Source organism: Bisbaumannia pacifica, from assembly GCF_007989625.1.
GTDB classification, from domain to species: Bacteria; Pseudomonadota; Gammaproteobacteria; order Pseudomonadales; family Halomonadaceae; genus Bisbaumannia; species Bisbaumannia pacifica.
Map to the genome: position 1 here is coordinate 1 of NZ_BJUK01000071.1, position 11,347 is coordinate 11,347.

Annotated in this window: 11 protein-coding genes; 7 read left to right on the forward strand and 4 right to left on the reverse strand. The window is 70.4% G+C overall.

Going from position 1 to position 11,347, the window contains the following annotated elements; genetic code table 11:
• Window positions 1–148: 148 nt before the first annotated feature.
• Window positions 149–1,534 (reverse strand): uracil-xanthine permease family protein, encoded by a 1,386-nt coding sequence (locus tag HPA02_RS17225; RefSeq protein ID WP_146804438.1) that lies wholly within the window; start codon window positions 1,532–1,534, stop codon window positions 149–151.
• Window positions 1,535–1,777: 243 nt separating this feature from the next.
• On the opposite strand from HPA02_RS17225, the gene HPA02_RS17230 reads away from it, so the two are divergent.
• Window positions 1,778–3,001: a UbiH/UbiF/VisC/COQ6 family ubiquinone biosynthesis hydroxylase gene (locus HPA02_RS17230; RefSeq protein WP_146804439.1), complete on the forward strand. Its 1,224-nt coding sequence runs from the start codon at window positions 1,778–1,780 to the stop codon at window positions 2,999–3,001.
• 130 nt (window positions 3,002–3,131) lie between these two features.
• Here HPA02_RS17230 and HPA02_RS17235 read toward each other — a convergent pair whose 3' ends face one another.
• From HPA02_RS17235 to gpmI, 3 genes are all read right to left on the reverse strand, one after another.
• Window positions 3,132–4,415, reverse strand: a complete 1,284-nt coding sequence (locus HPA02_RS17235; RefSeq protein WP_146804440.1) for a S41 family peptidase — start codon at window positions 4,413–4,415, stop codon at window positions 3,132–3,134.
• 82 nt (window positions 4,416–4,497) lie between these two features.
• The gene (locus tag HPA02_RS17240; protein WP_244945959.1) at window positions 4,498–5,652 is read right to left on the reverse strand and encodes a murein hydrolase activator EnvC family protein; all 1,155 of its coding nucleotides are present in this window, start codon (window positions 5,650–5,652) and stop codon (window positions 4,498–4,500) included.
• Window positions 5,649–7,223 (reverse strand): 2,3-bisphosphoglycerate-independent phosphoglycerate mutase, encoded by a 1,575-nt coding sequence (gene gpmI / locus HPA02_RS17245; RefSeq protein WP_146804441.1) that lies wholly within the window; start codon window positions 7,221–7,223, stop codon window positions 5,649–5,651. Before gpmI ends, HPA02_RS17240 begins: the two co-directional genes overlap by 4 nt.
• A 256-nt stretch (window positions 7,224–7,479) precedes the next feature.
• On the opposite strand from gpmI, the gene HPA02_RS17250 reads away from it, so the two are divergent.
• The 6 genes from HPA02_RS17250 to HPA02_RS17275 form a co-directional block, all read left to right on the forward strand.
• Window positions 7,480–7,902 carry a rhodanese-like domain-containing protein gene (locus tag HPA02_RS17250; protein ID WP_146804442.1) on the forward strand — a complete coding sequence of 141 codons (423 nt, stop codon included), beginning with the start codon at window positions 7,480–7,482 and terminating at the stop codon, window positions 7,900–7,902.
• Between the two features lie 45 nt (window positions 7,903–7,947).
• Window positions 7,948–8,472, forward strand: a complete 525-nt coding sequence (secB, locus tag HPA02_RS17255) for a protein-export chaperone SecB (protein WP_146804443.1) — start codon at window positions 7,948–7,950, stop codon at window positions 8,470–8,472.
• A gap of 3 nt (window positions 8,473–8,475) precedes the next feature.
• Complete coding sequence (locus HPA02_RS17260) at window positions 8,476–9,204, forward strand: 16S rRNA (uracil(1498)-N(3))-methyltransferase (protein ID WP_146804444.1); 729 nt, start codon at window positions 8,476–8,478, stop codon at window positions 9,202–9,204.
• Window positions 9,205–9,231: 27 nt separating this feature from the next.
• Window positions 9,232–9,912 carry a CvfB family protein gene (locus tag HPA02_RS17265; protein ID WP_146804445.1) on the forward strand — a complete coding sequence of 227 codons (681 nt, stop codon included), beginning with the start codon at window positions 9,232–9,234 and terminating at the stop codon, window positions 9,910–9,912.
• 134 nt (window positions 9,913–10,046) lie between these two features.
• Window positions 10,047–11,006: a glutathione synthase gene (gene gshB, locus HPA02_RS17270; RefSeq protein ID WP_146804446.1), complete on the forward strand. Its 960-nt coding sequence runs from the start codon at window positions 10,047–10,049 to the stop codon at window positions 11,004–11,006.
• 30 nt (window positions 11,007–11,036) lie between these two features.
• The coding region (locus HPA02_RS17275; protein ID WP_222594015.1) for a hypothetical protein at window positions 11,037–11,347 on the forward strand (311 nt) is incomplete at its 3' end.

Consider the following 11,347-nt stretch of genomic DNA (forward strand, 5'->3'; position numbering starts at 1 on the left):
GCCTTGTCTGGACATCGCTCGCCGACTTTTCAGACAAAGCCTTAGGCGCGTACACCAATCGCAGAAACGCCAGGGGCCCGGCAGTCATGCCGGGCCCCTGGCGTTCTGGTGTTGAGGGTGAGGGGCGGGCGGTGCCCGCCCCTCGGGCTTACTTCTCGGGGTTGGCCGGTTCCGCCGCGGCGGCGGTCTCGTCGGCCTCGGCGAGCTCGCGCTTGGGCTTGCCGGGCAGAATGGCATCCAGCAGCAGGGCCGCCAGGGCCGCCGGCACCAGGCCGGACTTGAGCAGCAAGCCGAGCTGGCCGGGCATGGTCTCGGCGATCTCCTTCACCGCCGGCAGGCCGATGCCCAGGCTCAGGGAGACGGCGATGATCAGCATGGCGCGCTGGTTCAGGTCGCACTCCTTGATGATCTTCAGGCCGGCGGAGGCGATCATGCCGAACATCACCACGCCGGCGCCGCCCAGAACGGCATGCGGCATGGCGGCGACCAGGCCGCCCAGTTTCGGGAACAGGCCCATGCAGATCAGCAGGATGCCGCCGATGGTCACCACGTGACGGCTGACCACGCCGGTCAGGGTGATCAGGCCCACGTTCTGGGCATAGGCGGTGTTGGGCAGGGTGTTGAAGATGGCCGCGAAGGAGGTCGCCACGCCGTCGGCCATGACGCCGCCGGAGAGCTCGCGATCCTTGGCCATGCGGCCGGCGCCACCGATGGTGATGGCGGAGATATTACCGATGGTCTCCAGGCCCACCACGAACATGATCAGGGCCATGCCGATGATGGCGGTCAGGTGGAACTCCAGGCCGTACTGGAAGGGCTTGGGGAAGGAGAACCAGGCGGCGTCGGCGACGCTGGAGAAGTCCACCATGCCGAGGGCGATGGCGACCAGGTAGCCGCTGACCAGGCCCACCAGGATGGAGGCCGCCTTGAGGAAGCCGCGGCCGAATTGGTGCACGGCGATGGTTACCACCAGCACGAACAGCGCCAGGCCCAGGTTGGTGGGGGAGGCGAAGTCGGGGCTGCCCACGCCGCCGGCGGCATACTTGAGGCCCACCGGCATCAGGGTGATGCCGATCAACAGCACCACGATGCCGGTGACCACCGGCGAGAACCAGTGACGAATCTTCTTCAGGAAGGCCCCCAGCACCACCTGCAACAGGCCGGCGATCAACGAGGCGCCGAGCACCGCGGCGAGGCCGAAGCTGCCGGCCAGCGGCAGGGCCACCGGCAGGAAGCCGAAGCTGGTGCCCTGGACGATGGGCAGGCGGGCGCCGATCGGGCCCATGCCGATGGTCTGGACCAGGGTGGCGATACCGGCCACGAAGAGGGCGACCTGGATCAGGAAGATCTGCTCGCCGGTGGTGGCGCCGATCACCCCGGCGATGATGATCGGCGGGGTCACGTTACCGGCGAACATCGCCATGATGTGCTGGATGCCCAGGGGGATCGCCTTGCCCAGCGGGGGCATGGCATCGGGGTCCTGATTGACGGTGCGGGATGGCCGGGGCTCGGCCTGGGTGGTGGCTTCTGTCATCTTGTGCCTCTCACGCGGTTGTTGTTGTACACACTCATTCCCTAGGGGATGGATACTTTTTTATGTAGTTGTTGTACACAAAATAGTCATAAGCCGACCCAGGGTCTATCCCCGATTGGTCTGCTGATAGGCACTATTTCATTGCCGGCATAGCGTCGCAGGCGCCTCGTCGTCAGGGGGCGCCTATCGACGCCGCTCATGCGACAATAGCCGGACGAGAATCCGGGAGTCGAGGAGGCGGCGATGCGGGCCGAGGTGCTGATCGTGGGAGGAGGCATGGTGGGGGCCACCCTGGCCGCCCTGCTGGGGGAGGCCGGCGTCGCCGTGACGGTGCTGGATGCCCGCCCCGCCCCCTTGGCAAAGAGCGACCTGGCCGGCATGCCGCCGGGACGCCGGGTCAGCGCCATCACCCCGGTCTCCCAGCGGTTGCTGACCGGGCTCGGGGCCTGGGAGGCGATCCAGGCCTGCCGCGTGACCCCCTACACCGAGATGCGGGTCTGGGATGCTCAGGGCAGCGGCGAGATCGCCTTCGAGGCGGCCCAGGCCGGGGTGGCGGCGCTGGGACATATCGTCGAGAACGACGTCGTCCTGGCGGCCCTGGAAGCGCGCCTGGCGACCCTGCCCAGCGTGACCCAGCGTTTCGGGGCGGTGATCGAGGGACTGCAGACCGAGGCCGGCGGCGCCGCTCACTTGACCCTGGAAGGCGGCGAGACGCTCTCCGCGCCCCTGGTGGTGGCCGCCGATGGGGCGCGCTCGCGCCTGCGGACGCTGGCCGGTATCGACGCCGCCCCCCATGACACCGGCCAGGTGGCGGTGGTGACCACGGTGCGCACCGCCCTGCCTCATGGTGGCGTGGCCCGTCAGGTATTCCTGCCCACCGGGCCCCTGGCCTTCCTGCCCCTGACCCTGGCGGGCGAGCCCCGCTACTGTTCCATCGTCTGGTCGACCTCGCCCGAGGAGGCCGAGCGGCTGGTCGCCCTGCCGCGGGCCGCCCTGGGCGAGGCCCTGGAGGCGGCCTTCGAGGGGCGCCTGGGCGAGGTGGACGTCATCGATGATGCCCTCGCTGTGCCCCTGGTGCAGCGCCATGCCGAACGCTATGTACGGCCCGGCCTGGCGCTGATCGGCGATGCCGCCCATAGCATTCACCCCCTGGCGGGCCAGGGGGTGAATCTGGGGTTGATGGATGCGGCGGTGCTGGCGGAGGAGCTATTGGCCGCCCGGCGGCGCGGTATCGCCCCGGGCAACGCGCGGATCCTGGCGCGCTATGCGCGGCGGCGCCGCGGCGACAACGCCGCCATGCTGGCGCTGATGGACGGCTTCCGGCTGCTGTTCGGGGCGACGCACCCGGCCCTGACCCTGGCCCGTAACCTGGGGCTCTCCGGGGTCGACCGGGCCACCCCGCTCAAGCGCCTGCTGATGCGCCAGGCGATCGGCGAGCGCGGCCGCCTGCCCCTGAGCTGCCGCTAAGGCGTTAATCGCCTACGGGGTGAGAGCTGTCACCGGGGTGCTAGGAGCCTGCTTTAGCAGGCGATGTTGAGGCCATCGCCGAAACGTCGGGCCGCGGCTAAAGCCAGCTCCTATTTTTATTTTATCCAGCCTACCCCGCGGCGGCGGGGCGCTGACCGATCACCTTGAGGGCCTTGAGCAGGTTCAGGGCCTCGGCCAACTGGTAATCCTCTTGCAGCCGCTCGCTCATCGCCTCGCTGCGTTCCCGGGCCTCGCCGCGTCGACCCAGGTGTCCCTCCAGATCCGCCTCGCGCAGCTGGCGGCTGCCCTCCGCCAGCTCCAGGCGGCCCCGGGCCACCGCCACGTCGGGGCTGATGCCCAGGGCCTGAATGGAGCGCCCGCTAGGGGTGTAGTAGAGGGCGGTGGTCAGCTTGAGGCCCTCGCCGTTACCCAGCGGCATGATCTGCTGCACCGACCCCTTGCCGAAGCTCTCGGTGCCCATCACCACGGCGCGGCGCTGATCCTGCAGGGCGCCGGCGACGATCTCCGCCGCCGAGGCGCTGCCGCCGTTGATCAGCACCACCAGGGGCACCTCGGCGGCGTGCTGGCGGGGGGTGGCATTGAAGCGCAGCTCGCTGTTCGGCAGGCGTCCCTCGGTGTAGACGATCAGCCCCTCTTCCAGGAAGGCGTCCGCCACCGCCACCGCGGCCTGCAGCACGCCGCCGGGGTTGTTGCGCAGGTCCAGCACCAGCCCGTCCAGGGGGCCCTCGGCCTCCAGCTCGCTCAGCGCCGCCTCCAGCTGTTCGCCGGTGCGACTCTGGAACTGACTGATGCGCAGGTAGCCGTAGCCGGGCTCCAGCAGGTCGCTGCGCACGCTTTCGGTACGGATGATCTCCCGGGTCAGGATGACGGTGCGCGGCGTCTCCTCGCCGCGACGCAGCAGCGTCAGCTCCAGGTCGGTGCCCGGCTCGCCACGCATCAGGTTGACCGCCTCCTGCAGCGACAGGCCCTCGGTGGCGGTTTCCTCGATGCGCAGGATGGCATCCCTGGGCTGCAGGCCGGCGCGGGCCGCGGGGGTGTCGTCGATGGGGGCGATCACCGTCAGTTGGCCGTTCTCCTGTCCCACCTCGATGCCGATGCCGCCGAACTCCCCCTGGGTCGATTCCTGGAGGCTGTCGAAGGCCTCCTCGTCCAGATAGGTGGAGTGGGGGTCGAGCTCGCCGAGCATGCCGCGCATGGCATTGCGCAGCAGGGTGGCGTCGTCCACCTCCTCCACATAGGCGCGCTTGATGCGCTCGAAGACCTCGGCGAAGGTCTGGATCTCGTCCAGGGGCAGGGTCTCCGCGGGCTCCTGTGCCGGGGCCGACAGCGGCAGGGTCGCCAGGGCCAGGGAAGCGAGGCCGACGCCCAGGGGGCGGGGAAGGGTGATGGACATGCAGTCTCCCGTGGGGGGCTAATTGAGTGACCGGCTGAGCTTCAGGATAGCGCCGAGGTGGGGCCCGGCGCCATAGGCGGCGTCAGCGCCGGGCGATCCAGCCCTGGGGGTCGATGGGGGCGCCGCCGCGGCGCACCTCGAAATAGAGCGCCGGCTGGCCGCGTCCGCCGCTGGCGCCCACCGCGCCGATGCGGGTGCCGCGCTCCACGGCGGCGCCCACGCCGACATCGAAGCGTTGCAGGTGGGCATGCAGGGTCATGATCTGGTCGCCGTGATCGATGATCAGCAGGTTGCCGAAGCCACGCATCCAGTCGGCGAAGACCACCCGTCCCGCATGCACCGCCTCCACCGGGGTGCCCTCGGCGGCCTGGATCAGGATGCCGTCGCGGTGGACCCCCTCGCCGCGGCCGAAGCGCGAGGCGATGGCGCCCTGTGCCGGCCAGGGTAGGTCGCCGCGGGTCTGGGCGATGGCGGTGGAGGGTGGCGGTCGCTGCAGTCGTGCCAGCTCCTCCTGCACCTGGCGCAGCACCCGTTCGGCATGGGCGCGATCCTGGTTGAGGTCCGCCAGGCGCGCCTGCTCGCTGGCGTAGCGGGCGTCGAGCTCGGCCACCAGGGCCTGGCGCTCGCGGCCCTGTGCGACCAGCTCGGCGCCGCGCGTCTCCAGGGCGGCCTGGTTGGCGGCCAGGGCACTGGCGCGCTCGTCCAGGGCGTGGCGGTTGGCGGCCAGGCGCGCATTCAATTCGGCCAGCTCGTCCAGGCGGGCGTTGCGCGCCCGGGTCAGGTGATTGAGGTAGGTCTGCAGGCGATCCAGGCGCGCCGGTTCCTCCTGGTTGAGCAGCAGCTTGAGCTGGGGCGTTCGACCGAGGCGATAGAGGGCGTCGAGCTGGGTGGCCAGGGCCGCCTCCAGCTCGGTGCGCTCCGCCTCCAGAGCCTCGCGCTGGCGCTCCAGGTCATAGACCTCGTCGTCGAGGCGCCGTCGCTCGGCCTGGAGCTCGTCCAGGCGGCGGTGGGTCTCGGCGAGGTCGGTCTCTACCCGGCGCAGGGCCTGGTCGGCGTCGTCCCGGGCGCTGCGGGTGCCTTCCAGGCGCCGGTTCAGCGCCTGGATCTCGCCGCCGATGGCGTCCAGGCGCTCTCGAGCCTGGCGCTCGTCGGGCTGGGCCGCCAGGGGCGCGGCCCAGCCCAGCAGCAGGGCGAGACTCAGGGCGCCGCCCAGCGCGCCGGCGAGGCGATGCCTCACGGGAGGTCGATCAGCACCCGGCCGGTCATCTCCGGCGGGATCGCCTCGCCCATCATGGTCAGCAGGGTCGGGGCGATATCGCACAGCCGGCCGCCGTCGCGCAGCCGGGCCTGGCGGTGGGTGACGTAGACCAGCGGCACGGCGAAGGTGGTGTGGGCGGTCTGGGGGGCACCGGTGTCGGGGTTGGTCATCTGCTCGGCGTTGCCGTGGTCGGCGGTGATCAGGCACTCGCCGCCGGCCCGCTCGATGGCCTCCACCACCCGGCCGACGCAGGCGTCCACCGCCTCGATGGCCTGGACCGCGGCGTCGAACTTGCCGGTGTGGCCGACCATGTCGCCGTTGGCGTAGTTGCAGACGATCAGGTCGTAGGCGCCGGAGTCGATGGCCTCCACCAGCCGGTCGGTGACTTCCGGGGCACTCATTTCCGGCTTCTCATCGTAGGTCTTCACCTCCTGAGGGGAGGGCACCAGCACCCGGGTCTCGCCGGGATACTCCGCCTCCTCGCCACCGGAGAAGAAGAAGGTCACGTGGGCGTACTTCTCGGTCTCGGCGATGCGCAGCTGGGTCTTGCCGCGGCTGGCCATCACTTCGCCCAGGGTGTTGCGCAGCTCCTCCGGGGGGAAGGCGGCGGGGGCGGGGATGTCGGCGGCATACTGGGTCAGCATCACCAGGCCGTCGGCGGCCAGCCGCGGGTGGGCGCGGCGCGCGAAGCCGGCGAAATCGGGCTCGACGAAGGCGCGAGTCAGCTCCCGGGCGCGGTCGGCGCGGAAGTTCATGAAGATGGCCGCGTCGCCGTCTTGCATGGCGATGGCCTGCCCCGCCGGGCGCACGCTGGTGGCGGCCACGAATTCATCGCTCTCGCCGCGCTCGTAGGCGGCGGCCAGGCCGGCCTCGGCGCTGTCCACCACCTGCTCGCCCTCGGCCTCGGTGATCAGGCGATAGGCCTTCTCGACCCGGTCCCAGCGGTTGTCGCGGTCCATGGCGTAGTAGCGGCCGATCAGCGAGGCGATAAAGCCGTGGTCGGCGCCCACCAGCTCGGCGAGGCGGGCATTGGTGCGCTCGATGGAGGGGCCGGCGCTCTTGGGCGGCATGTCGCGGCCATCGAGGAAGGCATGCACATAGATGCGCTCGACGCCGCGCTCGGCGGCCAGGGCGGCCATGGCCAGGATATGCTCCTCATGGCTGTGCACGCCCCCCGGGGAGAGCAGGCCCAGCAGGTGCAGCGCCTTGCCGGCCTTGGCGGCGGCATCGATGGGCGCGGTCAGCACCGGGTTGGCGGCCAGCTCGCCGTCCTCGATGGCCTTGGTGATGCGGGTGAAGTCCTGGTAGACGATGCGTCCGGCCCCCAGGTTCATGTGCCCCACCTCGGAGTTGCCCATCTGGCCCTCCGGCAGGCCCACGAACTTGCCGTCGGTGTGGATCAGCGCATGGGGGTAGTCGCGTTGCAGGCGGTCCATCACCGGGGTCTTGGCGGCGGCGATGGCGTTGTCCTGGGCGTCGTCGTTATGGCCGTAGCCATCGAGAATGATCAGCGCCACCGGGCGCGGGGCGGCTGCATTGGCATCAGACATGAAGATTGGCCTCGTTGTGTCAGCGTCGAAGACTCCGCCGGCGGCGGGGTCGCGACTCACGGCTCCTTGGGGCATCATATCGCACCGCCCACCGGGCCGTCAGCTTGGGGCGTGCGGCCTGCCCCGGGGCAGCGACGGTCGCGGCGGGCCAGACGCTCGCCGGTGGCTTGTGTATACTGTGCCGGCTCGGCGGCGTGGTGCAGCCACGGTGCCTGCACCATACCTCGGAGTCACCCAACGAGAGCTACCGGAAGCCATGATCGACCAGCTGTTTGAATTCGTCGCTAATCACCCGCTGCTGGTGGGTGCCTTCGTCCTGGTACTGTTGGCCTGGATCGCCTACGAGATCCGCAACAGCAGTGCGGGTGGCGTCACCTCCAGTCAGGCCACCCAGCTGATCAATCGCGAGGACGCGGTGGTGGTCGATATTCGCGAGGCGGGAGAGTTCAAGGCCGGCCATATCGCCGGGGCCCGCAACATTCCCCAGAGCAAGCTCGAATCGCGCCTCAATGAGCTGGAGAAGCTCAAGGAGACGCCGGTCATCGTGGTCTGCAAGCATGGCCAGGCCGCCGGCCTCGCCGTGGCCAAGCTGACCAAGGCCGGTTTCACCCGTCCCCTCAAGCTCAAGGGCGGCATGCTCCAGTGGCAGAGCGACGGCCTGCCGGTGGTCAAGAAGTAACCCACGACCCTCTTTTTTATCCCAACGTCGGCAAGGAATCCCAGCATGGCGGAAGACAACAACCAGAGCACAGGCGGCAACGACCAGGCCGCCGGCCAGCAGAACCAGCAGCAGCTGCAGTTCGCCCTGCAGCGCATCTACGTCAAGGACATCTCCTTCGAGGCCCCCAACTCTCCGGCGGTGTTCCAGCAGCCCTTCAAGCCCAAGGTCAGCCTAGACCTCAACACCTCCAACCAGCAGGTGGGCGACGGCCTCTATGAGGTGGTGGTCAAGGTCACCGCCCAGGTCGCGCACGCCGAGAACGGCAATACCTCCTTCCTGGTGGAAGTGGAGCAGGCCGGCCTGTTCCGCATCGGCGGTATCGAGGGCGAGCGCCTGGAGCACACCCTGGGCGCCTTCTGCCCCAATGTGCTCTTCCCCTACGCCCGGGAGTGCATCGACAACCTGGTCAATCGTGGCGGCTTCCCGCCGCTGATGCTGGCCCCGGTCAACTTCGAGGCGCTCTATCTGCAGAAGAAGCAGCGCGCCGCCGAAGGGGCCGCCCAGCAGAGCGGCGAGACCACCCAGTAAGCCATGGCCCAGCCGCGCATTCATGTCGCCGCCGGGTTCGCCCCCGGCGGCGACCTCGTTCTGCCGGAGGGGCCGGCGCGCCACCTGGCCCTGGTGCTGCGCCTGCGCGAAGGCGCCGCCGTGACCCTCTTCGACGGCCAGGGCCGGGAGGCCGAGGCGCGGATCGTCGAGGCCGGCCGCAAGCGGGTCGTGGTGCGTATCGAGGCGGTCGCCGAGGGGCGCGGCGAGTCGCCCCTGGCGGTTCACCTGGGGCAGGCGATCTCCAAGGGCGAGCGCATGGACTACGCCATCCAGAAGGCGGTGGAGCTGGGGGTGGCGGCCATTACCCCGCTCTATACCGAGCACGGCGACGTGCGCCTCAAGGGCGACCGGGCCGCCAAGAAGCTCGCCCACTGGCAGGCGGTGGCCGCCAGCGCCTGCGAGCAGTGCGGCCGCGCCGTGGTGCCGCCGGTGCATCCGCCGCTGGCCCTGGCCGACTGGCTGGCCGGGCGCGACGAGGCCCTGCGCCTGGTGCTGCACCCCGCCACCTCGGGGGCCCTGGAGGCGCGTGAGGCCCCCGCCGACGCGGCCCTGCTGATCGGCCCCGAGGGCGGGCTCGCCGAGGCGGAGGTCGCCGCCGCCCGGGAGGCCGGCTTCCTGCCGCTCTCGCTCGGCCCGCGTATCCTGCGCACCGAGACCGCGCCGGTGGTGGCGCTATCCTTGTTGCAGTACCGCTTCGGCGATTTCGCCTGATCCCTCACCGTCATCCTGGAAGCCACCATGTCCCGATCTCCGCAAGCCACCCCCCCCGCTCATGTCGGCGAGGTCGCCTACCTTCGGGTGGCGGCGGTCAACGCCACCGGCGCCTTCCTCGACTGGGGCCAGCCCAAGGAACTGCTGCTGCCCTACCCGGAGCAGCGCTTTCGCCCCGAGGTGGGCAAGCGGGTGCTGGTGTGCATCTACGAGGATGATCGGGGGCGGCCGGTGGCCTCCCAGCGCCTCGACAAGCATCTCCAGGACGAGGCCCGGGGCCTGGCCGCCGGCGACGAGGTGACCCTGGTGATCGCCGATCGCACCGACCTGGGCTTCAAGGTGGCGGTGAATCACCGCTTCTGGGGCCTGCTCTACCAGGATGAGGTGAGCCGGCCGCTGCGCCGCGGCCAGCGCCTCACCGGCTATATCAAGCGGGTCCGCGAGGATGGTCGCCTGGACCTCTCGCTGTTGCCGCCGGGGCCGGCGCGCCTCGACGTGGTCGGCGAGCAGGTGCTCGCCGCCCTGCGCCAGGCCGGCGGCTACCTGATGCTCTCCGACAAGAGCGACCCCGCCGAAATCAGGGCGCGGCTGGGGATCAGCAAGAACGCCTACAAGCAGGCCATCGGCCGCCTCTACAAGCAGCGTCGCATCCTGATCGAGGAGGGCGGCATTCGCCTGCTGCCCGAGGGCGATAGCGCCGAGCGCTAAGCCTACCCCCAGGTCAGCCCCGAGCCTCCGGCACAGGGCGCCCCTTCGGCCGGTGACGATACCCCCGCCTTGGTCTTCCCCGGGCCGCTGCGGCATACTGCGCTCATCACTCCGCGTCCAGGACACCCGACTCGATGAGCGCACTCCGCATTGGCGTGGTGATGGATCCCATCGCCGAACTCACCTTCAAGAAAGACACCACCCTGGCCATGCTGTGGGCCGCCCAGGCGCGAGGCGCCTCGCTCTTCTACCTCGAGCAGGAGGACCTCTTCCTGCGCGAAGGGCGCGCCTTCGGCCGCCTGCGCCCGCTGACCGCCCATCGCGACCCCGAGCACTGGTACGACCTGGGCGAGGTCGAGGCCCGGCCCCTGGCGGAGCTCGATGTGATCCTGATGCGCAAGGACCCGCCGGTGGACGCCCACTTCCTCAACGCCGTGCACCTGCTGGGGTTCGCCGAGCGCGAGGGCGTGCTGGTGGTCAACCCCACCCGGGCCCTGCTGGAGTGCAACGAGAAGCTCTTCGCCCAGCAGTTCCCCCAGTGCTGCACGCCGACCCTGGTCTCCTGCAACGAGGCCGAGCTGCGCGCCTTCCACGCCGAGCACCGGGACGTGATCCTCAAGCCCCTGGATGGCATGGGCGGCAGCGGCATCTTCCATGTGCAGCCCGAGGGTCGCAACCTGGGCGCCATCATCGAGATGCTCACCGAGCGGGGCCGCCAGCAGATCATGGCCCAGCGCTATATCCCCGAGATCCGTGACGGCGACACCCGCATCCTGCTGGTGGACGGCGAGCCGGTGCCCTATGGCCTGGCCCGGGTGCCCATGGCCGGCGAGACCCGCGGCAACCTGGCCGCCGGCGGCACCGGCGTCAGCCGCGAGCTGACCGAGCGCGATCACTGGCTGATCCAGCAGGTGCAGCCCATGATTCGTGACAAGGGGCTGATGTTCGTGGGGCTCGACGTGATCGGCGACTACATCACCGAGATCAATGTCACCAGCCCCACCTGCGTGCGCGAGATCGACGACCAGCGCGGCACCGATATCGCCGGCCTGCTGATGGATGCCATCGAGCGTCGCCTGGCCAACCGCGACTAGCCCGCCCGTCCGAGGCCCCGGGAGGGGAGCATGGCGCAGCCGATCAACGACGCCCTCGTCTATGCCCCGGTCACCCACCCCTATCGGCGCTGGGTGGCCTGGGCCCTGGCGATCCTGCTGCACCTGGCGCTGATCGGCGCCGTGGCCAGCTGGCGCCTGGCGCCAACGCCCGCGGAGGCCCCGCCCCACCCCAGCCTCGATGTGGTGCTGATGGGCGTGGCCGGCGAGGCGCCGGAAGAGGCCGAGGCCATCGCCGCGGCGGCCCAGCAGGCGAGGGGGCGCGATGCCGAGCCCGCCCCCCGGGCCCGGGCCGAGGCCGCCGCAGCCAGCGCCAGCGCCGG

Bases quoted from the DNA above. Each gene is read 5' to 3' on its own strand.
- secB (WP_146804443.1), top strand. From the start codon at position 7,948: ATGGCGGAAGACAACAACCAGAGCACAGGCGGCAACGACCAGGCCGCC.
- HPA02_RS17265 (WP_146804445.1), top strand. From the start codon at position 9,232: ATGTCCCGATCTCCGCAAGCCACCCCCCCCGCTCATGTCGGCGAGGTC.
- gpmI (WP_146804441.1), bottom strand. From the start codon at position 7,223: ATGTCTGATGCCAATGCAGCCGCCCCGCGCCCGGTGGCGCTGATCATT.
- gshB (WP_146804446.1), top strand. From the start codon at position 10,047: ATGAGCGCACTCCGCATTGGCGTGGTGATGGATCCCATCGCCGAACTC.
- HPA02_RS17225 (WP_146804438.1), bottom strand. From the start codon at position 1,534: ATGACAGAAGCCACCACCCAGGCCGAGCCCCGGCCATCCCGCACCGTC.
- HPA02_RS17250 (WP_146804442.1), top strand. From the start codon at position 7,480: ATGATCGACCAGCTGTTTGAATTCGTCGCTAATCACCCGCTGCTGGTG.
- HPA02_RS17260 (WP_146804444.1), top strand. From the start codon at position 8,476: ATGGCCCAGCCGCGCATTCATGTCGCCGCCGGGTTCGCCCCCGGCGGC.
- HPA02_RS17230 (WP_146804439.1), top strand. From the start codon at position 1,778: ATGCGGGCCGAGGTGCTGATCGTGGGAGGAGGCATGGTGGGGGCCACC.
- HPA02_RS17235 (WP_146804440.1), bottom strand. From the start codon at position 4,415: ATGTCCATCACCCTTCCCCGCCCCCTGGGCGTCGGCCTCGCTTCCCTG.